The organism is Mycobacterium sp. IS-1496, from assembly GCF_001499995.1.
Lineage (GTDB): Bacteria > Actinomycetota > Actinomycetes > Mycobacteriales > Mycobacteriaceae > Mycobacterium.
Window position 1 is genome coordinate 54,512 of the sequence record NZ_LQIU01000020.1, and the last position, 20,190, is coordinate 74,701.

Sequence of the window (20,190 nt, forward strand, 5' to 3'; positions counted from 1 at the left end):
TTTCACTTTGGGTATTCTGGCAATATTACCGAGCGGTAAGTTCGGTCCGTCCAAACCCGGGAGATGACAGTGGAGTTCTTCGGCGAGGTTTCCGGCGTATCGGTGTTGGCGCAGGGTGACGAGGGCGGTGGCGCCGCGATCAACGAGATCATCGGCCTGTCCGTCGCGGCCGCCGTCATCACGGCGGTGCTCCTGTACATCGGCTACCTGCACCGCAATCACAAGATCAGCTGGCTGACGAAGCTGGCCGACTGGTCGGGGCGCCGGTTCAAACGGCCGCCGTGGGTGGCGCTGCCGGTTGCGATGTTCACCGCCTCGATCATCTGCGCGCTGTTCGGCTTCATCTGGGACGTCAGCCTGCACATCGGCAACGGCCGTGACGACGGCGCGCTGGCGAACCCCGCGCACTACTTCATCCTCATCGGCCTCTTCGGCATCTTCGTCGCGGGCTGCACGGCGATGGTGCTGCCATTCGACCGCCCGGGCCCAGCAGCAGTCCGCATCACCGACCACTGGCACGCGCCTGTCGGTGGGCTCGTCATGGCCGGCTGCGGGCTCTATGCATTGATGGGATTCCCGCTCGACGACATCTGGCACCGCATCTTCGGCCAGGACGTGACGCTGTGGGGTCCCACCCACCTGATGATGATCGGCGGTGCCGGTTTCTCCACGCTGGCCGCGGCGTACCTCGAGTACGAGGGCAAGCGGGCGGTCGGCCCGGATGCGCCGCGTGACGGTCTCGGCCTGAAGTTCGTTCTCTACCTGGCCTTCGCGGGTGTGCTGATCGGCGCATCGGTCTACCAGATCGAGTTCGACTTCGGCGTGCCCCAGTTCCGGCAGGTCTTCCAGCCGATGCTGATCGCCGCCGCCGCTGCCCTGGCCCTGGTGATGGCCCGCATCTTCCTCGGTCGAGGCGCCGCGATCATCGCCGCGTTGATCGCCATCGGCCTCCGCGGCATCGTCGCCTTCCTCGTCGCTCCGGTGCTCGACGCACCGGTCAACTGGTTCCCGCTCTATCTGGGCGCGGCCGTGGTCGTCGAGTTGGTCGCCCTCACCCCGCTGTTCAAACGGCCGATCGTGTTCGGTCTGGTCGCCGGTCTCGGGATCGGCACCGTCGGGCTGTGGCTGGAATCGCTGTGGATCAACGCCGTCTACCACCACGCGTGGCCGACCAGCATCTGGCCCGAGGCGCTGTCGATGTCCGTGCCGGTCGCGGTGCTCGTCGGCGCCTGCGGCGCGATGGCGGGCATGGTGATCACCGGGCAGCGCCTCCCCAAGCGGGCGATCGGTGCCGGCCTTGTCGCCCTGACCGTCCTCGCGATCGGCGCCGCCGCGGCCAACGGCCTGCGCTACACCGTGCCCGAGAACACGACCGCCGCGATCACACTGACCGAGGCCCCGCCCGTCAACGGCGAGCGCTACGTGACCGCCGACGTCCGCATCAACCCGCCCGACGCGATCAGCGACGATCCGAACTGGGTGTCGGTGCTCGGCTGGCAGGGCGGCCTGGTCAACCAGCGCGGTCAGTTCGTCGACAACCTCGAGAAGGTCGGCCCCGGCCACTACGTGTCCACCCAGCCGATGCCGGTGTCGGGCACCTGGAAGACGCTGCTGCGCGTCCACGACGGCAAGACGCTGGCCGCCGTGCCGATCTACCTCGCGGGCGACCCGGGGATCGGCGCGCAGGAAGTGCCCGCGGAACCCCAGTTCACCCGGCCCATGGTCTCGGAGATCACCATCCTCCAGCGTGAGCGCAGCCCCGACATCCCGCAGTCGCTGTGGCTGATCGGCTGCCTGGTGGTGCTGGCCTGCACGCTGACCATGATCGCCGGCATCACCTGGGGTGGCGGCCGCATCAACAACAGCGAGCCGAGCGGCAGCGAGGCCGAACTGCAACCGTCGGCGCAGGCATGACGGTGACGCCGGCCGCCTCGGACGTCGTGTACCTGGCCGACCATCCGATCTGGATCGCGGTGCCGGCGTTCGCGCCGGCCATCGTGGTCGCCGGTGTCGTCGTCTACATTGCGGCGAAGAACCGCCGCAGGGACGGTGGACACCCGGACCGAGAAGGGAACACGTGACACGCACCGCACGACGCTCCGGATCAGCATTGATGGTGACGGCGGCGGCGCTGCTGGTCGCTGCCTGCGGCGGCTCACAGGACGGCGGTGACGCGGCGGGCCAGAGCCCGTCCGCGTCGACCATCAGCCCGTCGGAGATGACCGACCAGCAGCGGCCGACCGACCGGCTGACCATCGACATCAGCATCGAGGGCGGCAACGTCACCCCCACCAACGCGCGGCTTCAGGGCAAGCTCGGCGAGCCGATCGTGCTGCGCGTCAACAGCGACGCCGCCGATGAACTGCACGTGCACTCGGTTCCGGAGCACACGTTCCGTGTCGAGCCGAAGGCCGGCCAGATGTTCCAGTTCACCGTGGACGTGCCGGGCAACGTCGAAATCGAGTTACACGAACTGAACCGCGTGGTCGCCGGCGTGCAAGTGCAGTGACCTCCGCGGCGCACCTCACGGTCCTGGCACACGGGCTCGGCGGCTCCACCGATCTGCCGATCCCCTACACCTACGCACTGCTCGGCGCCGCCTGGGCGCTCACCGCGACCTTCGCCGTCGTCGCGCTCGCCTGGCGCAAACCGCGGTTCGACGAGAACCGGCCCGGACGCGCGCTGCCGCCGTGGGTCACCACCGTCGTCGACGCGCCCGTCACGCGCTGGGTGATCGCGCTGGCGGCACTGGCGTTCACGCTCTGGGTGGCGATGGCCGCGTTCTTCGGCCCGCAGAACGCCGAGAACCCCCTGCCCGGGGTGTTCTACGTGCTGCTCTGGGTCGGATTGGTCGCGCTGTCGTGGGCATTCGGACCGGTCTGGCGGGTGCTCTCGCCGGTGCGCGCCCTCTCCCGCGTGCTGCGGTTGCACCGGCGCAGGGACCGGCCGCCGTATCCGGTGCGGCTCGGCTACTGGCCCGCCGTGTTCGGGTTGTTCGCGTTCGTGTGGCTCGAACTGGCCAGCCCCGACCCGGGCTCGGTCACCGCCATTCGCACCTGGTTGCTGATCTATGTCGGCGTGACGTTCGCCGGTGCGCTGTGGTTCGGCGAGCGGTGGTGCGCGCGCGCCGACCCGTTCGAGGTGTACAGCGTGGTGGCCTCCCGGCTGTCGCTGTTCCGCCGCCAGCGCGACACCGGGCGGATCGCGATCGGCAACCCCTTCGACCACCTGCCGACGCTGCCGGTGCGGCCGGGCACCGTCGCGGTGTTGTCGGTGCTGCTCGGCTCCACCGCGTTCGACAGCTTCTCGGCGATGCCGGTGTGGCGCGATTTCGTCGACTCGACCGCCGACGGCGCAGGGACCGCGACGCTGCTCAAGACGGCGGGGCTCGCGGTGTTCGTGCTGATCGTGGCGGGCACGTTCAGCGCAGCGGCCATGGCGACCGCGGGGGTCGACCGGCAGCGGCGCCGGCAACTGCCCGGGCTGATGGCGCACTCGCTGATCCCGATCGTCATCGGCTACGTGTTCGCCCACTACCTGTCGTACCTCGTCGAACGGGGTCAGCAGACCGTGATCCTGCTGGCCGACCCGCTGCAGCGCGGCTGGAACGTGTTCGGTCTGGCCAACACCGAGGTGAGCTATCTGTTGTCGATGCATCCGTCGGTGCTCGCGACGCTGAAGGTGGCGTTCGTGGTGGCCGGCCACATGGCCGGAGTCGTGGCCGCACACGACCGGGCGCTCAAACTGCTGCCGTCGACACACCAGCTCACCGGCCAGCTCGCCATGATGCTGGTGATGGTCGGCTACACCTTTACGGGGTTGTATCTACTTTTCGGTGGCTGAGGTCACATGTCGGGGGTTACTGTGGCAGAGTGCCCCCCGAAGAGTCACTGGAGCGGGCGCTTGCCGGTGGATCGCCACAGAACGTCGGATGGTTCCGGTACCACTTCGCGGACGGCCGCTGGGAGTGGTCCGACCAGGTACATCTGATGCACGGGTACCAGCCGGGAACCGTCACTCCCACCACTGAACTGGTACTCGCTCACAAACACCCGGACGACTACGTCTCGGTGGCCGCGACGCTCGACGACATCCGCCGCACCCACCGCACGTTCAGCACCCGCCACCGGATCATCGACACCGGCAAACGCATCCACGACGTCGTGGTGATCGCCGACCGGTTGTTCGACGAGACCGGGGACATCGTCGGCACCCAGGGCTTCTACGTCGACGTCACCCCCAGCCGCCTCGAGGAGTCCACCCGCGAGATGGCGGCGGCCACCGCCGCGGCGATGGTCGAGCACCGCGCGTCCATCGAACGCGCCAAAGGGATGCTCATGCTGGTCTACCGCGTCGACGCGGTCGCGGCCTTCGAACTGCTCAAGTGGCGGGCCGCCGAAGCCGGGGTAAAGCTGCGCACCTTCGCCGAACGCCTGCTCGCCGACTTCACGGCCCTGTACTACGAGGACACGCTGCCGCCGCGTTCGGCATTCGACCACCTGCTGCTCACCGTTCACCACCGGGTCCGCGCCGCGGGTGTGTGACCGGCCGCGCGGCGCTACCGTGGCGCTATGCGCGCGCTCATTGTCGTCGACGTCCAGAACGACTTCTGCGAGGGCGGCTCGCTGGCCGTGACCGGCGGGGCCGCGGTGGCCCGGCGCATCAGCGACCTGATCACGGAAAACGACACGTCGTCGGGCACCGGCTACGACCACATCGTGGCGACCAAGGACTTCCACATCGACCCCGGCGAACACTTCTCCGCCACGCCGGACTACCGGGTGTCCTGGCCCCGCCACTGCGTCGTCGGCACCGAGGGCGCCGAATTCCACCCCGACCTGGACCCGTCACCGGTCGAGGCGGTGTTCACCAAGGGTGAGTACTCGGCGGCCTACAGCGGGTTCGAGGGCCGCGACGCGACGGGAACGACGCTGGGCGACTGGCTGCGTGAACGCGGCGTCGACGAGGTCGACGTCGTCGGGATCGCCACGGACTACTGCGTCCGGGCCACCGCGGCCGATGCGGCGGCGGCCGGCCTGCGCACCCGCGTGCTGCTCGACCTCACCGCCGGGGTGGCGGAGGAGTCGACCACCGAGGCGGTCGAGGCGCTGCGCGGCGCCGGCGTCGCCGTCATCTGAGACGGTGCCGCCGGTGTGACCGGCTAGGCCGTTGAGAAGTCCCGAATTGGGTATATCTCGGTGACGCCGCCAAGGGCTGCGGTCGTGCTGCCCGCACGCCGCTCGGCCCGTAACGTCGCCCCCGACCCGCGAACCAACCCTCAGGAGCGTGCACTTTGGCCGCAGCCCCCAACCCGAACGTCGCCCTCGAAGTCTGGCCGGGAAAGGCCTATCCCCTGGGAGCGACGTATGACGGCTTCGGCACCAACTTCGCGTTGTTCAGCGAGGCCGCCGACCGCGTGGAGCTGTGCCTGTTCGACGCCGACGGCGAGCAGACCGCGTGCATCGCCCTGCCCGAGGTCGACGGATTCGTCTGGCACGGGTTCATCCCGAACATCGAGCCGGGACAGCGCTACGGCTACCGCGTGTACGGCCCGTACGACCCCGCCAACGGACAGCGGTGCAATCCGAACAAGCTGCTGCTCGACCCGTACGCGAAGGCGATCGACGGCACGTTCGACTGGGGCCAGCCGCTGTTCAGCTACAACTTCGGCGACCCTGACAGCCGCAACGACGACGATTCGGCCCCGTTCATGCCGAAGTCGGTGGTGATCAACCCCTACTTCGACTGGGGGGTGGACCGCCCGCCCAACCACGAATACGCCGACACCGTGATCTACGAGGCCCACGTCAAAGGCCTCACCCAGACGCACCCGGACATCCCCGAGCAGATCCGTGGCACCTACTCCGCGGTGGCCCACCCGGTCATCATCGACCATCTCAAGGCGCTCGGCGTCAACGCGATCGAACTGATGCCGGTGCACCACTTCGCCAACGACTCGACTCTGGTCGAGAAGGGGCTGTCGAACTACTGGGGCTACAACACCATCGGGTTCCTCGCCCCCGACCCGAAGTACAGCTCGAGCCCCACGCCCGGTGGCCAGGTGCAGGAGTTCAAGGCGATGGTGCGGGCCCTGCACGAGGCGGGTATCGAGGTCATCCTCGACGTGGTCTACAACCACACCGCCGAGGGCAACCACATGGGCCCGACGCTGTCCTTCCGGGGCATCGACAACGCCGCCTACTACCGGCTCGTCGACGACGACAAGCGCTACTACATGGACTACACGGGCACCGGCAACAGCCTCAACGTCGGCCATCCGCACGCCCTGCAGCTGATCATGGATTCGCTGCGGTACTGGGTGACCGAGATGCACGTCGACGGTTTCCGGTTCGACCTCGCCTCGACGCTGGCCCGCGAGTTTTACGACGTGGACCGGCTGGCGACGTTCTTCGAACTCGTGCAACAGGATCCGACGGTCAGCCAGGTCAAGTTGATCGCCGAACCGTGGGACGTCGGCCCCGGCGGGTACCAGGTCGGCAACTTCCCGCCGCAGTGGACGGAGTGGAACGGCAAGTACCGCGACACCGTGCGGGACTACTGGCGCGGTGAGTCCGCCACGCTCGACGAGTTCGCGTCCCGGCTGACCGGGTCCTCGGACCTCTACGAGCACACCGCGCGCCGGCCCGTCGCCTCGATCAACTTCGTCATCGCCCACGACGGTTTCACGCTACGGGATCTGGTGTCCTACAACGAGAAACACAACGAGGCCAACGGCGAGGACAACAACGACGGGGAGAGCCACAACCGGTCCTGGAACTGCGGTGTGGAGGGCCCGACGGACGATCCGGCGGTCAACGCGCTGCGGGGGCGTCAGCAGCGCAACTTCATGACCACGCTGCTGCTGAGCCAGGGCGTCCCGATGATCGCGCACGGCGACGAACTCGGCCGCACGCAGAACGGCAACAACAACGTCTACTGCCAGGACAACGAGCTGTCCTGGATCGACTGGTCGACCGCCGACACCGAGTTGATGGCGTTCACCCAGAAGGTCTCGGAGCTGCGGGCCGCGCACCCGGTGTTCCGCAGGCGCCGGTTCTTCTCCGGCCGCCCGGTCCGCCAGCGCGGTGCGCCCGGCCTGCCCGACATCGCCTGGTTCGCCCCCGACGGCTCGGAGATGACCGACGAGGACTGGGACAGCGGCTTCGCCAAGTCGATCGCGGTCTACCTCAACGGCCAGGGCATTCCCGATCTGGACGTCCGCGGTCAGCGGGTCACCGACGACTCGTTCCTGCTGTGCTTCAACGCCCACCACGAGCCGCTCGAATTCGCCATGCCCGCAGCCGAATTCGGCCGGGCCTGGCTACCGGTGATCAACACCGCAGACGACGATGACGCCCGCGAGTCGGTGACTGCGGGCGCCAAGATCGAGGTCGCGGACCGGTCGGTGCTGGTGTTGCAGGCGGTCAACGAGCCCTAGAGAACGCGGATCACTCCACGACGGTGAAGAACGAGTCACCGTCCTCTGGGGTGCCGCTGACCTGACCGGCATCGGTGCCGTGATGGTCGACGTCGAGGTTGTCGATCTGGTCTTCGGGCCTCGGCTCGATCTCACCCGCGGGCGCGGAGTCGTCGGCGGGTGCGGCGCCGGCCGCACTGTCGGGCACCTCGGCGGCCAGCTTCTCGTCGAGCGACTCCCCGCCGCCGACCTCGCCGCGCGGCAACTGGTCGGACCGGTCGGCCTCGCTCCAGTGCTCGGGCGGGTCGACGACGATATCGCCGTCGTCGTTGCGAACGTCGTCTGCGTCGAGACCCTCCATGGGCCGCAGGGTGTCGCCGGTGCCGCCGGCATCGTTCGCCGAGTCGAAGTCGATGTTGTCGCTCATGTCGGCCGGTTGCCCCGAGGGCCTGGGCACTAAACCTGATTGCGACGGCCGCTACACCTCGCCACGGCGTCCGTACCAGCAGGTACGGTACGTTTGCTGGAAGCGCCGTCAGGGCATCCGCACCGGCCGTATGCTGCCGGTCATGGCGACCGAGCGTGACCGCCCGACATCGCTGGACGACTGGATCGACGCGGGTTTCGCGCTGCTCGCCGAGGGCGGCCCCAACGCGTTGCGTATCGGCAGGCTCTGCGACCGGTTGCACGTCACCAAGGGCAGTTTCTACTGGCACTTCCGCGACATCCGGGCCTACCGTGCGGCGCTGGTCGAAGCGTGGGGCGAGGTCCGCGACCGGGAGCGTCGCCGCTTCGCCGCGATGCACGATGCGCCACCGCGCCAACGCATGCAGGTGATGATGGAGGCCCTCGTCAGCCCGTCGCACTGGGCGGTCGAACGCGTGATGCGGACCTGGGCGATCGGCGACGAGAAGGTGGCCGACCAGGTCCGCCGGAGTGACCGGCGGGTGCTGGCCGCGCTGCAGCAGGCGTTCCTCGACGAGGGCTTCTCGACGAACGAGGCGGCGCTGCGCTCGACGATCATGTTCTCCGCCGGTGTCGGCCTGCTGCACGCCGCCGACCCGGGCCAGACCGCCCCGCCCGCGGTGCGCGACCAGTTCCTCGAGTTCATGCTCCGCAGGTGACCCCTTCTTACTACTGACCGGTAGCCGACCCGACCAACCGGTGAGTTAGTGTGAAATCAGACCCTCAGTCCCCGAGCAGGGAGTCACACATGCAGCTGGCGCTGACCGAAGAGGAAGCCGCCTTCCGCGACGAGCTTCGTACCTTCTACCGCACCGAGATCCCCGCCGAGATCCGCGAACGGTCCCGGCAGGGCGGCGAGGTGTCCAAAGAGGACATCGTCACCACGCACAAGATCCTCAACGACCACGGCCTGGCGGTGCCGAACTGGCCCGTCGAGTGGGGCGGCAAGGACTGGACACCGGTCCAGCACCAGATCTGGCTCGACGAGATGCAGCTGGCGTGCGTCCCCGAGCCGCTGACGTTCAACTCGAAGATGGTCGGCCCCGTCATCGCGGAGTTCGGCTCGCAGGCGATCAAGGAGCGCTTCCTGCCGCCGACGGCGGCGCTGGACATCTGGTGGTGCCAGGGCTTCTCCGAACCCGAGGCCGGCTCCGACCTGGCTTCGCTGCGCACCACCGCGATCCGCGACGGCGACACCTACGTCGTCAACGGCCAGAAGACGTGGACGACGCTGGGCCAGCACGCCGACTGGATCTTCTGCCTGGTGCGCACCGATCCGCAGGCGCCCAAGCGCCAGGCGGGCATCTCGTTCCTGCTCTTCGACATGAACACCCCGGGCATCACGCTGCGCCCGATCAAGCTCGTCGACGGCAGCTTCGAGGTCAACGAGGTCTTCTTCGAAGACGTCCGGGTGCCCGCCGACCAGCTCGTCGGCGAGGAGAACCAGGGGTGGAGCTACGCCAAGTTCCTGCTCGGCAACGAGCGCACCGGCATCACCCAGGTCGGCCGCACCAAGGTCAAGCTGGCCGACGTCAAGGCGCGGGCCAAGGAGTCCGGCCTGCTCGACGATCCGCTGTTCGCCGCCCGGCTCGCCGAAGCGGAGAACGACGTGCTCGCGCTGGAGCTGACCCAGATGCGGGTGGCCTCCGGCTCCTCCGACGGCAAGCCCAACCCCGCGTCGTCGGTGCTCAAGCTGCGCGGCAGCCAGCTCCAGCAGCTGGCCACCGAACTCCTCGTCGAGGTGGCCGGTCCCGACGCGCTGCCGTTCGACGCCGGTGCCGGCCTCGCCTCGCCGGAGTGGGCGCAGCGCAGCGCGCCGACGTACCTCAACTACCGCAAGACGTCGATCTACGGCGGCAGCAACGAGGTCCAGCGCACCATCATCGCGTCGACCATTCTCGGATTGTGAGGTAGTCATGGATTTCGACTTCACCGACGAGCAGGAACTGCTCCGCGACACCAGCCGTGAGGTGCTGGCGCGCACCTACGACATCGAGACCCGGCTCAAGGTCGTCGACTCCGAGCTCGGCTGGAGCCGCGACGTGTGGAACCAGCTCGCCGAGATCGGCATCCTCGGACTCGGTTTCGAGGAGGACGCCGGCGGTCAGCTCGAGATCATGGTGGTCGCCACCGAGATCGGTCGGCGGCTGGCGCCCGAACCGGTGCTCTCCGCCGCGCTCGGCCCCGGCGCCCTGATCGCCGAGGTCGGCAGCGACGAGCAGAAGCAGGTGCTCGACGAGGTGGCCGCCGGTCAGCATCTGCTCGCCTTCGCCCACACCGAACCCGGTATGCGCGGCGTCGGCGCGATGCTCTCGACGACCGCTGCGCAGCAAGGCGATTCGTGGACGCTCACCGGGCGCAAGAACCCCGTGATCGCCGGTGACAGCGCCGACACACTGATCGTCAGCGCGGCCCTGCCCGACGGCGGCACGGGTCTGTTCGTGGTGGATGCGGCCGCGGTGTCGCGTAAACCGTTCCGCACCTTCGACGGTCTGCGCGGAGCCGAGATCGACCTCGACGGGGTGACCGCCACGCCGCTGGGCGCAGGCGGGGACGCCACCGACGCGATCTCGCGGGCCCTGGTGCGCCTGCAGTCGGCGCTGTGCGCCGAAGCGCTCGGCGCGATGGAGGAAGCGCTGCGGTTGACCACCGATTACCTCAAGAGCCGCAAGCAGTTCGGCGTCACGCTGAGCAAGTTCCAGACGCTGACGCAGCGCGCCGCCGACATGTACGTCTCGCTGGAGTTGGCCCGCAGCATGACGTACTACGCGGCGATGTCGATCGCCGACGGCGACTTCGACCCGGCGATCGCCGCCCGCGCGAAGCTGCAGATCGGCCGCTCCGGCAGGCACATCGCGCAGGAGGCGATCCAGCTGCACGGCGGCATCGGTGTCACCGCGGAGTACCCGGTCGGCCACTACGCCGCGCGGTTGACCGCGATCGAGAACACGCTGGGTTCGGCGCAGGATCAGCTGCACGTGCTCATGGGCGGGCTGGGCGACTACGAGGTCGTCACCCTCTGACCCCCGCCTCGTCGCGCCTTGTCGCCCAAACGAACAAACGGGCGAGAAAGTGCGAGACGGCGACGCCATTTCGTCGATCTCGGCGGGGATCAGGCAGCGCTCAGGCCGCTCAGACCGCTCAGACCACTCAGGCGCCGACGATGCGCAGGATCGACTTCATCGGGATCGGCAGCCAACCCGGCCGGTACCGCGCCTCGTAGCCGACCTCGTACACCGCCTTGTCGAGTTCATAGGCGGCCAGCAATTCGGCGTGGTCACGCGGATCGGTGCCCGAGGCGGCGGCGTACCCGTCGCAGAACGAACTGACGTTGCGGTCCACCCACTCCCGGGCCCGGGCGGCGAGCTGCTTGTCGTGTGCAGCGTCGCCGCCGCGCTCGATCAGCCGCTGGTAGGCGGCGTACTCGTAGGACCGCAGCATGCCCGCGACGTCGCGCATCGGGGAGTCCGGCCGGCGCCGCTCGTCGAGCGGTTGACCCGGTTCGCCCTCGAAGTCGATCAGCAGCCAGCCTTCGGTGGTGCGCAGCACCTGTCCGAGGTGCAGGTCGCCGTGCACCCGGTGGACGGTGATCTCCTGGTCGGCGAGCTTGCGGTAGCGCTCCTCGATCAACGGCGCGTGCGGTTTCAGGTCGGGCACCGCATCGGCCACCGACCGCAGCCGCTCCAGCACAGTGTCGAGCGGGAACGGCACCGAGGACGTGCCCAATTCGGCGGCCAGCGTCGCGTGCACCGATGCGACGGCCTCGCCGAGCCGGTGCGACTCCCCCGCGAAATCCCCGCCCACCTCGTCGGCGTAGAGGTCGCCCTCGGCGAACAGGTCACGGGTGCTGGTGAGCGCCATGTCCCAGCCCTCCGCGGAGTTCGCGGCGAACTCGGTGACCATGCCCAGGGCGTAGGGCTCCCCGTCGAGGGTGGTCTCGAACGAGCCGAGCAGCCGCGCGACGTGCGGGTTGCCCGCGCGGGCGAGCGCGCGGTTCAACTCGATGTCGGGGTTGACGCCGGGGGTGATGCGCCGGAACACCTTCAGGATCGCGTCCTGGTCGAAGATGACGCTGGTGTTGCTCTGCTCGGCGCTCGACACCCGCGGCGCGGCCTGCAGCGGCAGCGTCACATCCGGTTCCATGACGAAGCGGATGTCGCCGATCTGCGCCGACGCGTCGATCAGCGTCAGCAGGAAGTGCGCTGCGGCGGGATCGTAGAGCGCGTCGTAGCCGGTGCGTTCGCCGTGTTCGGTGTCGCTGCCGATCCGGGCGACCGCGCTGTACTCGTCGATCGGGGCCGCATCCCAGCGCACGAGGACCTGGTAGCGCTCCGGTTTACCTTCGGCGTAGTCGACCGTGAGCAGCGCCAGGTCGAGGTCGTCACGCAGCGCCACCACCACATCCGGTGTGGCCGAGGCGAATTCACGGCTGCGACCGCCGTACCACCGCTGCTGCGGTAGCCAGTCGTCGAAGGGGAGGTTCATGGCTGCATTCCTTCGGGTTCGTCGGGGGCGCGGAGCTGGAACCAGTAGAACCCGTGACCGGGCAGGGTCAGCAGGTACGGCAACGCCCCGATGCTCGGGAAGTCGACGTATCCGGTCATCTCCACCGGGGTGAAGCCGTTCCACTGCTGCAGGTTCAGCTCGATGGGCTGCGGGAACCGGGACAGGTTGTTCACGCAGAGCACGGTGTCCTTGTGGTCGGGGTGGCGGCCGTCACCGTCGATCTCACGCACGAACGCCAGCACCGACGGGTTGGAGCCGCCGAGTTCGCGGAACGTGCCGGTGGCGAACGCGTCGTGCCGCCTGCGGACGGTGAGCATGGTCTTCGTCCAGTTGAGCAGCGAATTCGAACTGTCCCGCTGCGCTTCGACATTCACCGCCTGATAGCCGTAGATGGCGTCCTGGTTGGGCGGCAGGTACAGACGGCCGGGCGTGGCCTTCGAGAAGCCGGCGTTGCGGTCCGGGGTCCACTGCATCGGGGTGCGGACGCCGTCGCGGTCGCCGAGCCAGATGATGTCGCCCATCCCGATCTCGTCGCCGTAGTAGAGCACCGGCGACCCGGGCAGCGACAGCAGCAGCGCGGTGAACAACTCGATCTGATTGCGGTCGTTCTCCAGCAGCGGGGCCAGGCGCCGCCGGATGCCGACATTCGCCTTCATGCGTGGGTCTTTGGCGTATTCGGCGTACATGTAGTCACGCTCTTCGTCGGTGACCATCTCGAGCGTCAACTCGTCGTGGTTGCGCAGGAAGATGCCCCACTGCGCCATGTCCGGGATCTCCGGTGTCTGCGCGAGGATCTCGGAGATCGGGAACCGCGACTCGCGGCGGACGGCCATGAAAATCCTTGGCATCAGCGGGAAGTGGAACGCCATATGACATTCGTCGCCGCCGGTGTCCGGGTCGCCGAAGTAGGCGACCACGTCGGCGGGCCACTGGTTGGCCTCGGCGAGCAGCACCCGGCCCGGGTACTCGTCGTCGATCACCTTGCGGCAGTGCCGCAGAAACGCATGGGTCTCGGGCAGGTTCTCGCAGTTGGTGCCCTCGCGTTCGAACAGATACGGCACGGCGTCGAGCCGGAACCCGTCGATGCCCAGGTCCAGCCAGAAGCGCAGCACGTCGATCATCGCTTCCTGCACGGCCGGGTTGTCGTAGTTCAGATCCGGCTGGTGGGAGAAGAACCGGTGCCAGTAGAACTGCCGCCGCACCGGGTCGAACGTCCAGTTCGACTCCTCGGTGTCGACGAAGATGATCCTTGCGTCGGCGTAGCGATCGCTGGTGTCGCTCCACACGTAGAAGTCGCCGTAGGGGCCGTCGGGGTCGCGGCGGGACTCCTGGAACCACGGATGCGAATCCGAGGTGTGGTTCATCACCAGATCGGTGATCACCCGGATGCCGCGGCGATGCGCGGCGTCGAGCAGCGTGACGAAGTTCTCGACGGTGCCGAATTCGGGCAGCACCTTGTAGAAGTCGCGGATGTCGTAGCCACCGTCGCGCAGCGGCGAATCGTAGAACGGCGGCAGCCACAGACAGTCGACGCCGAGCCACTGCAGATAGTCCAGTCGCTCGGTCAGCCCGCGCAGGTCACCGGAGCCGTCGGCGTCCGAATCGTGGAACGCCCGCACGAGCACCTCGTAGAACACCGCGCGCTTGAACCACGTCCGGTCCTCAGGCACCATCCGCGCGTGGCCGAAGTCATCGGCGCTCGGATGCTCGACCACCCCGTGCTCGACGTGGCTGCCCTCCGCCGGATCATGATCGGGGTGGGTGGGTGAGCCGCTGCTGTGGTCCATCGATCTTCAGTCCTACCCATCGTCGGGGTACCTGAATCGTGGCCCAGTGCGGCCCGCCGCGCGACCGCAGCGCAGCGGTATGGTGCCGAAGTGGCCAACCGTGATCACGGCGACCCCGGCGACGCGCCGTCGGTGCCTCCGCCGCTGCGCCCCGCCGCCGACGCCGTGCGACCGTCGGCCGCCGAGGAGTCCAGGACCATCGCGGCCTCGACGAACACCGCCACGCTGGCCACGCTGACCGCCGACGGGGACCCGTGGGCGTCGTTCGTCACCTACGGTCTGCTGGGCGGCGCCCCGGTGCTGTGCGTGTCGAATCTGGCCGAGCACGGCCGCAACCTCGCCGGTGACCCGCGGGCGAGCCTCGCGATCGTCGCACCGTCGTCGGAATCCGATCCGCTCGCGACCGGCCGGGTGACGCTGGCCGGCGTGGTCGAGCGGCCCACCGGTGACGAGGCCGGGGCCGCGCGCGAGGCGCACCTGGCCGCGGTCTCGGCGGCCAAGTACTACATCGACTACAGCGACTTCACCGTGTGGGTGCTGCGTGTGCACCGGGTCCGGTGGGTGGGCGGCTACGGCCGGATGGACTCGTGCAGTGGCGCGGACTACGCGGCCGCCGAACCGGATCCGGTGGCGCCGCACGCCGCGGGCGCCGTCGCCCACCTCAACGCCGACCACGCCGATTCGCTGCTGGCGATGGCGCGGGTGCTCGGCGGCTACCCGGACGCCACCGTCGCGGTGTGCACCGGCGCGGACCGCTACGGCCTGGATCTGCGGCTCGAGACCGAACGCGGGATCGCCTACACCCGGGTGGGCTACGCCGCGCCGCTGGGATCACCCGCCGAACTGCGCTCTGCCGCCGTGGAGTTGACGCGGCGGGCCCGCGCACGCTGACACGGGGTCGAATACGATCGCGGTATGTCTGCGCAGAGCGACCGTCCGGAGAGTTGGCACGCGGCGTTCGAGTTGATCCGCACGCGCGGCTACGAACACCGGGAGGAGCCGTTCCGCCTCGCCAGCGGTCAGCTCAGCCACGACTACATCGACGGTAAGTATGCCGTCGACAACGGGGAGCGGCTGACGATCGTGAGCCGCGCCGTCGCGGATCTGGCCAAGCGCAGCGGTATCGACTTCGACGCCGTCGGCGGGTTGACCATGGGGGCCGATCCGCTCGCCCACGGCGTCGCGATGGTCACCGGTGCGGCCTGGTTCTCGGTCCGCAAGGAACAGAAGCAGCGCGGCCGCGAACAGTGGATCGAGGGCACGCGCATCGAACCCGGGATGCGGGTGCTGCTGGTCGACGACGTGATCAGCACCGGTGGGTCGACGGCGCTGGCGTTCGACCGGGTGGTCGCGGCCGGCGCGGTGGTGACCGGGGTGATCCCGATGGTCGACCGCGGTGACGTCGCCGCGACGCTGTTCGCCGAGCGGGGTGTGCCGTTCGCCGCGCTGGTGACCTACCGCGACCTCGGGATCGAACCGATCAAAGCGGTCTAGTTCAGCGGGGAACGACGAGCACGGGAGTGGGGTCCACCCCGACGGTGACGGCGTCGCCTGCGGAGAACCTCGTCGCCTGCGAGCTGGGCAGCTGGGCCGAGAGCACCGAGCCGTCGCCCAGCGCGCAGTAGACCCGCGAGATCGAGCCGAGGAACGCCACCGAGCTGACCGTCGCATTCGGGGTGTCGCCGGCGGTGACGGTGACCGATTCGGGGCGCACCAGCGCGACCCCGTCGCCGGTGATCGATCCCTCGAGCGCGGGCACGTCGGCGCCGAGTACCCGCGCGCGCCCCGACGTCACCGTCGCCGGCACCTCGTTGTTCAGCCCGACGAACTGCGCGACGAACGGCGTGGCGGGGTGCGCGTACAGCTCGGCGGGGGCCGCGAGCTGCTCGAGGCGGCCCTGGTTCATCACGCCGACCCGGTCGGCGACCGCCAGCGCCTCCTCCTGGTCGTGGGTGACGAACAGCGTCGTCGTCCCCACCTCCAGCTGCACCCGGCGGATCTCGTCGCGCAGCTGCGCACGGACTTTCGCGTCCAGCGCGGACAGCGGTTCGTCGAGCAGCAGCACTCGCGGCTGCACGGCCAGGGCACGCGCCAGCGCCACCCGCTGCTGTTGACCGCCGGACAGCTCGTTGGCGTATTTGTGGGTGTGCGCCGACAAACCCACCAGGTCGAGCATGTCGGCGGCGCGGGATGTGCGCTCCGCCTTGGCTTTTCCGCGCATCTTCAGCCCGAACGCGACGTTGTCGAGCACGGTCAGGTGCGGGAACAGGCTGTAGGCCTGGAACACCATGCCCATATCGCGTTTGTTCGCGGGCACCCGGCTGATGTCGCGGCCGTCGACCGATACGGAACCCGACGTCGCCTCGTCGAGGCCGGCGAGGATCCTCAGCGCCGTGGTCTTCCCACAGCCCGAGGGGCCGAGCAGGGCGACCAGTTCACCTGGCCGCATGTGCAGGGTCAGCCCGTCGAGCGCGTGCACGGTCCCGTAGACCCGGGTCAGGTCGTTGAGTTCGACGGCGACTCCGGCGGTCATGGGGCTCCTGACGGGGCGGTGCGACGGCGGCCGCGTGTGACGAGTGAGAGCGCGAGCAGTAGCGCGAATCCGAACAGCAGCACGGCCAGCGACGCCGCGACCGACGTCGGCCCATCGGTCTTGCCGAGCGCGACGATCTGCACCTGCAGCGTCTTAAAACCACTCAGCGAGGCAATCGTGTACTCGCCGAGGACGACGGCGATCGAGATGAACGCCGCCGACAGGATGCCGGACCAGATGTTGGGCACCACGACCCGCAGGATCGTCGCGGTCCAGCCGGCGCCGAGCGACCTGGCGGCCTCCGAGAGCGTCTGCAGGTCGATGGCCGACAGCGCCGCGTCGATCGAGCGGTAGGCGAACGGCAAGACCAGAACGACGTACACGAATGTCAGCGTCAGCGCGGATTCCCCGAGGAAGTACGTCACCCACAGGTAGACGTTCTTCAACCCGACGACGATGACCAGTGCGGGGATCGTCAGTGGCAGCAGGCACAGGAATTCGACCAGCCGCCGCGCCCACGGCGCGCGCAACCGCACCCAGATCATCGTCGGCACGAGCACGACGAGCATCGCGACGACGGTCAGCACCGACAGCAGCAGCGACACGATGATCGCCTGGTAGAGCGCCTGATCCGCGACGAGGTTCTGCCACGCCGCCACGGTGCGGCCGCCGCCGATGAGGTCGCGGGTCGAGAAGTCGGCCATCGCGTAGAGCGGGAACAGGAAGAACAGGCCGAACAGCACCCAGAGAACCGTTCGCACAACACCTTTCACTGAAGCCACCTCGCGGTGCGGCGGACCAGGGCGTGGTAGGCGAACATCACCACCGCCACGACGACGATCATCTCCAACGCGAGCGCGTAGGCGAAACCGGACTGCCCGAGCACCACCTCACTGGTCAGCGCGGAGCGGATCAGCAGCGGCACGATCGGGCTGCCCTGGCTGACCAGCGCGGCCGCCGTCGCGTACGCGGCAAAGGCGTTGGCGAACAACAGCAGAAGCGATCCGAGGAACGCCGGCGTCAGAAGCGGGAAACCGACTTCGCGCCAGTACTGCCACGTCGAGGCGCCCAGGTTGACCGCCGCCTCCCGCCACTGTTCGCGCAGCCCTTCCAGCGCGGGCAGGAACACGATGACCATGAGCGGGATCTGGAAGTAGGTGTAGACCAGGATCAGCCCCGACAGGCTGTAGAGCCAGCCCGATCCGGCGAGGTTCCAGCCCAGCGCCTGCTGGATCCACAGCGTCAGCACCCCGTTGAGCCCCACGGTGGCCAGGAATGCGAATGCCAGTGCGACGCCGCCGAATTGGGCGAGCACGCTGCACAGCGCCAGCACACCGCGGCGCACCATCGACTCCGGCGGGCTGCTCACGATCAGCCATGACAGCAGCGCCCCGAGGACCGCACCGATGAGCGCGGTGCTGCCGGAGAGCAGCACGCTCTTCCACAGCGCCGACAGTGCGGTCGCGGTGAACAACGCCTCGATGCGGTCCAGCGAGAAGGCGCCGTCGTCGACGAAGGCGCTCACCACCACCGTCACCGTCGGGATGAGCAGGAAGATCGTCAGGACGGCGAAGAACGGCAGCAGCGGCACCCCGTCGCGCAACCGCCGGGCCAGGGCGCTCACGGTGCCCGTCAGCCGATCGCGCCGGCCCAGTTGCCGGCCAGGTACTCGGTGGCCTTCTTGTTCTGCTCCACCGAGACGATGACGGGCTCACCTTCCACGGGCGGGAGCGCATCCCAGGCCGCCTTGTCGAGGGTCCCCGCCTGCTGCATGGGTTCGGCGCGAACCGGACGGGCACCGCCACCGAGGTAGAGGTTCTGGCCCTCGTCGCTGTAGAGGAACTCCTGCCACAGGCGCGCGGCGGCCGGGTGCGGCGCGTCGGCGTTGATGGCCTGGTAGTAGTAGCCCGCGACGGCCTGTCCGGGCGGTACCACGACCTTCCAGCTCGGCAGCTTCTCGCTCTCCGCTGCGTTGAGGTAGTCCCAGTCGATGACGACCGGGGTCTGGCCGGATTCGATGGTGGCCGGGGTCGGGTCGACGGGCAGGAAGTTGCCTGCGGCCTTGAGCTTGCGGAAGAACTCGACACCGGGGGCGATGTCGTCGGCGGAGCCGCCCTGGCTGAGCGCGACCATCATCACGCCGGAGAAGGCGGCACCGGCCTGCGTGGGGTCGCCGTTGAGCGCGACCTTGCCCCGGTACTCGGGCTTGAGCAGATCCTCGACGCCGGCGATCGGCGGCACCTTGGCCGAGTCGTAACCGATGGACATGTAGCCGCCGTAGTCGTTGACCCAGGTGCCGTCGGGATCCTTGAACTCGGCCGGGATGTCGTCGAACATCTCGACCTTGTAGGGCGCGAACATGCCGGTGTTGGCCAGGGCCACGGACTGGCCGAGGTCGAAGACGTCGGGGGCGGTGGACTTGCCGCGCTGCTGGTTGGCGGCGTTGATCTCGTCCTGGCTGGCGGCGTCCGGCTGGGCGGAGTTCACCTTGATGCCGTACTTCTTCGAGAACGCGTCGATGATCGCGCCGTAGTTGGCCCAGTCCGGCGGCAGCGCGATGACGTTGAGTTCGCCTTCGGCCTTGGCCGCCTCGACGAGCTTGTCCATGCCGCCGAAGTCGGCCGCCGAGGTGGCCTCGCTGATCTGGACACCCGCGTCGGTCTCACCGCCGCCGCCGGATTCCTTCTCCGGCGGGGCGCAGGCCACCAGACCGGAGAGCAGGAGCGCGGATGTGCAGGCTGCCAGCAGCCGTGAAGTGGTCATTGCCGAACCTTCCGATGGTGAGGAAGCGCCGCGGTGACACGGTGGTGACCGCCCCCGGTCGCCGCGGTGAACGAATCCGAACGGGGCGTGAGAACCCTACCGTGACCAGGCGGATCAGGCGCGGACGTTGATCAAGACCAGGGCGACGCCGCCCATGACCGCGCATTTGTGCTGGTCGCGGGGATAGCATCGGGAGGTGGCTGAACGCGAAGCCCCGGGGGACTTCGACTACCGCTGGGATGAACCGCCCCATGTCGGCGGTGCGCGCGCCGAACAGGGTGCCGCGGTCGAGCCGGGATACGACGAGGTCCACCAGCCGACCGTCGCGGAGTACGGGGACGAACCCGAGTACGCCGAGCCGGACTACGTCGAACCGCAGTACGCCGAACCGCAGTACGCCGAACCGCAGTACGCCGAACCGCACTTCGCCGAGCCGGAGTACGTCCCGGCGCCTGACGACCGCTTCGACGCGTTCAACGCCAACACGTGGACGTTCCGCCCACCGCCGCCACCCTGGTACCGGACCCGGCAGGCGGTCGCGGCGCTGACGATCGTCGCGCTGGCCGCGATCGCCCTGGTGGTGTCGGCGGTGCTGCTACTGCTGGGCGGCCCCGGGAACGGCAGCGGCGACGAGGAATCCACGGTCGCACCGACCCCGTCGTCGACGGTGGCGCCGCCGCCGTCACCGTCGCGGACGAGCCAGCCTCCGCCCCCAGTCG

20 protein-coding genes are annotated in these 20,190 nt (G+C 68.8%); 13 read left to right on the plus strand and 7 right to left on the minus strand.

From position 1 onward, the window contains the following. The first annotated feature begins 63 nt into the window (after positions 1-63). The 7 genes from AU195_RS12395 to glgX all read left to right on the plus strand — a co-directional run bounded on the left by AU195_RS12395 (position 64) and on the right by glgX (position 7,438). Positions 64-1,914 (plus strand): hypothetical protein, encoded by a 1,851-nt coding sequence (locus AU195_RS12395; protein WP_172800553.1) that lies wholly within the window; start codon positions 64-66, stop codon positions 1,912-1,914. Then, positions 1,911-2,081 carry a hypothetical protein gene (locus AU195_RS25935; RefSeq protein ID WP_172800554.1) on the plus strand — a complete coding sequence of 57 codons (171 nt, stop codon included), beginning with the start codon at positions 1,911-1,913 and terminating at the stop codon, positions 2,079-2,081. The genes AU195_RS12395 and AU195_RS25935 overlap by 4 nt, the downstream gene beginning before the upstream one ends. Further along, positions 2,078-2,509 carry a hypothetical protein gene (locus AU195_RS12400; RefSeq protein WP_082703044.1) on the plus strand — a complete coding sequence of 144 codons (432 nt, stop codon included), beginning with the start codon at positions 2,078-2,080 and terminating at the stop codon, positions 2,507-2,509. Before AU195_RS25935 ends, AU195_RS12400 begins: the two co-directional genes overlap by 4 nt. Beyond that, positions 2,506-3,843: a hypothetical protein gene (locus tag AU195_RS12405; RefSeq protein ID WP_059159370.1), complete on the plus strand. Its 1,338-nt coding sequence runs from the start codon at positions 2,506-2,508 to the stop codon at positions 3,841-3,843. Before AU195_RS12400 ends, AU195_RS12405 begins: the two co-directional genes overlap by 4 nt. 29 nt (positions 3,844-3,872) lie before the next feature. Next, the gene (locus AU195_RS12410) at positions 3,873-4,544 is read left to right on the plus strand and encodes a PAS and ANTAR domain-containing protein (RefSeq protein WP_059159371.1); all 672 of its coding nucleotides are present in this window, start codon (positions 3,873-3,875) and stop codon (positions 4,542-4,544) included. Between the two features lie 27 nt (positions 4,545-4,571). Next, positions 4,572-5,138 (plus strand): isochorismatase family protein, encoded by a 567-nt coding sequence (locus AU195_RS12415; RefSeq protein ID WP_059159372.1) that lies wholly within the window; start codon positions 4,572-4,574, stop codon positions 5,136-5,138. 155 nt (positions 5,139-5,293) lie between these two features. After that, a complete protein-coding gene (gene glgX, locus AU195_RS12420; RefSeq protein ID WP_059159373.1) occupies positions 5,294-7,438 on the plus strand; it encodes a glycogen debranching protein GlgX in 2,145 nt (714 codons plus the stop codon). A gap of 10 nt (positions 7,439-7,448) precedes the next feature. Here the strand turns inward: glgX and AU195_RS12425 are convergent, their stop codons facing one another. Continuing rightward, positions 7,449-7,844, minus strand: a complete 396-nt coding sequence (locus AU195_RS12425; RefSeq protein ID WP_059159374.1) for a hypothetical protein — start codon at positions 7,842-7,844, stop codon at positions 7,449-7,451. A 22-nt stretch (positions 7,845-7,866) separates the two neighbouring features. On the opposite strand from AU195_RS12425, the gene AU195_RS12430 reads away from it, so the two are divergent. From AU195_RS12430 to AU195_RS12440, 3 genes are all read left to right on the plus strand, one after another. Further along, a complete protein-coding gene (locus tag AU195_RS12430) occupies positions 7,867-8,541 on the plus strand; it encodes a TetR/AcrR family transcriptional regulator (RefSeq protein WP_502687338.1) in 675 nt (224 codons plus the stop codon). An 89-nt stretch (positions 8,542-8,630) separates the two neighbouring features. Then, positions 8,631-9,791, plus strand: coding sequence for an acyl-CoA dehydrogenase family protein (locus AU195_RS12435; protein WP_059159375.1), 1,161 nt, complete (start codon positions 8,631-8,633; stop codon positions 9,789-9,791). Positions 9,792-9,798: 7 nt separating this feature from the next. Then, the gene (locus AU195_RS12440) at positions 9,799-10,905 is read left to right on the plus strand and encodes an acyl-CoA dehydrogenase family protein (RefSeq protein WP_059159376.1); all 1,107 of its coding nucleotides are present in this window, start codon (positions 9,799-9,801) and stop codon (positions 10,903-10,905) included. A 127-nt stretch (positions 10,906-11,032) separates the two neighbouring features. Here AU195_RS12440 and AU195_RS12445 read toward each other — a convergent pair whose 3' ends face one another. Both AU195_RS12445 and treS read right to left on the minus strand, forming a co-directional pair. Next, on the minus strand, positions 11,033-12,367 hold the full coding sequence (locus AU195_RS12445) for a maltokinase N-terminal cap-like domain-containing protein (RefSeq protein WP_059159377.1): 1,335 nt from the start codon (positions 12,365-12,367) through the stop codon (positions 11,033-11,035). Then, positions 12,364-14,175 (minus strand): maltose alpha-D-glucosyltransferase, encoded by a 1,812-nt coding sequence (gene treS / locus AU195_RS12450; RefSeq protein WP_059159378.1) that lies wholly within the window; start codon positions 14,173-14,175, stop codon positions 12,364-12,366. Before treS ends, AU195_RS12445 begins: the two co-directional genes overlap by 4 nt. A 90-nt stretch (positions 14,176-14,265) precedes the next feature. Here treS and AU195_RS12455 point away from each other — a divergent pair, with 90 nt between their 5' ends. Both AU195_RS12455 and AU195_RS12460 read left to right on the plus strand, forming a co-directional pair. After that, a complete protein-coding gene (locus AU195_RS12455) occupies positions 14,266-15,066 on the plus strand; it encodes a HugZ family pyridoxamine 5'-phosphate oxidase (protein WP_059159379.1) in 801 nt (266 codons plus the stop codon). 24 nt (positions 15,067-15,090) lie between these two features. Then, positions 15,091-15,669, plus strand: coding sequence for an orotate phosphoribosyltransferase (locus AU195_RS12460; protein ID WP_059159380.1), 579 nt, complete (start codon positions 15,091-15,093; stop codon positions 15,667-15,669). A gap of 1 nt (position 15,670) precedes the next feature. On the opposite strand, the gene AU195_RS12465 is transcribed toward AU195_RS12460, so the two are convergent. From AU195_RS12465 to AU195_RS12480, 4 genes are read right to left on the minus strand one after another with little or no spacing between them, the layout of a single operon-like run. Continuing rightward, positions 15,671-16,708, minus strand: coding sequence for an ABC transporter ATP-binding protein (locus tag AU195_RS12465; protein WP_059159381.1), 1,038 nt, complete (start codon positions 16,706-16,708; stop codon positions 15,671-15,673). After that, positions 16,705-17,481, minus strand: coding sequence for an ABC transporter permease (locus AU195_RS12470; RefSeq protein ID WP_059159382.1), 777 nt, complete (start codon positions 17,479-17,481; stop codon positions 16,705-16,707). The genes AU195_RS12465 and AU195_RS12470 overlap by 4 nt, the downstream gene beginning before the upstream one ends. Next, positions 17,478-18,332: an ABC transporter permease gene (locus AU195_RS12475; protein WP_059159383.1), complete on the minus strand. Its 855-nt coding sequence runs from the start codon at positions 18,330-18,332 to the stop codon at positions 17,478-17,480. The genes AU195_RS12470 and AU195_RS12475 overlap by 4 nt, the downstream gene beginning before the upstream one ends. Before the next feature lie 8 nt (positions 18,333-18,340). Further along, positions 18,341-19,471 (minus strand): ABC transporter substrate-binding protein, encoded by a 1,131-nt coding sequence (locus tag AU195_RS12480; protein ID WP_059159384.1) that lies wholly within the window; start codon positions 19,469-19,471, stop codon positions 18,341-18,343. 196 nt (positions 19,472-19,667) lie between these two features. Between AU195_RS12480 and AU195_RS12485 the strand changes: the two genes are divergently transcribed. Further along, the coding region (locus tag AU195_RS12485) for a hypothetical protein (RefSeq protein WP_059159385.1) at positions 19,668-20,190 on the plus strand (523 nt) is incomplete at its 3' end.

Excerpts from the sequence above, each read along its gene's own strand:
- AU195_RS12395 (WP_172800553.1), top strand. The coding sequence starts at position 64 with ATGACAGTGGAGTTCTTCGGCGAGGTTTCCGGCGTATCGGTGTTGGCG.
- AU195_RS25935 (WP_172800554.1), top strand. The coding sequence starts at position 1,911 with ATGACGGTGACGCCGGCCGCCTCGGACGTCGTGTACCTGGCCGACCAT.
- AU195_RS12415 (WP_059159372.1), top strand. The coding sequence starts at position 4,572 with ATGCGCGCGCTCATTGTCGTCGACGTCCAGAACGACTTCTGCGAGGGC.
- AU195_RS12425 (WP_059159374.1), bottom strand. The coding sequence starts at position 7,844 with ATGAGCGACAACATCGACTTCGACTCGGCGAACGATGCCGGCGGCACC.
- AU195_RS12435 (WP_059159375.1), top strand. The coding sequence starts at position 8,631 with ATGCAGCTGGCGCTGACCGAAGAGGAAGCCGCCTTCCGCGACGAGCTT.
- AU195_RS12440 (WP_059159376.1), top strand. The coding sequence starts at position 9,799 with ATGGATTTCGACTTCACCGACGAGCAGGAACTGCTCCGCGACACCAGC.
- AU195_RS12445 (WP_059159377.1), bottom strand. The coding sequence starts at position 12,367 with ATGAACCTCCCCTTCGACGACTGGCTACCGCAGCAGCGGTGGTACGGC.
- treS (WP_059159378.1), bottom strand. The coding sequence starts at position 14,175 with ATGGACCACAGCAGCGGCTCACCCACCCACCCCGATCATGATCCGGCG.
- AU195_RS12460 (WP_059159380.1), top strand. The coding sequence starts at position 15,091 with ATGTCTGCGCAGAGCGACCGTCCGGAGAGTTGGCACGCGGCGTTCGAG.
- AU195_RS12465 (WP_059159381.1), bottom strand. The coding sequence starts at position 16,708 with ATGACCGCCGGAGTCGCCGTCGAACTCAACGACCTGACCCGGGTCTAC.
- AU195_RS12480 (WP_059159384.1), bottom strand. The coding sequence starts at position 19,471 with ATGACCACTTCACGGCTGCTGGCAGCCTGCACATCCGCGCTCCTGCTC.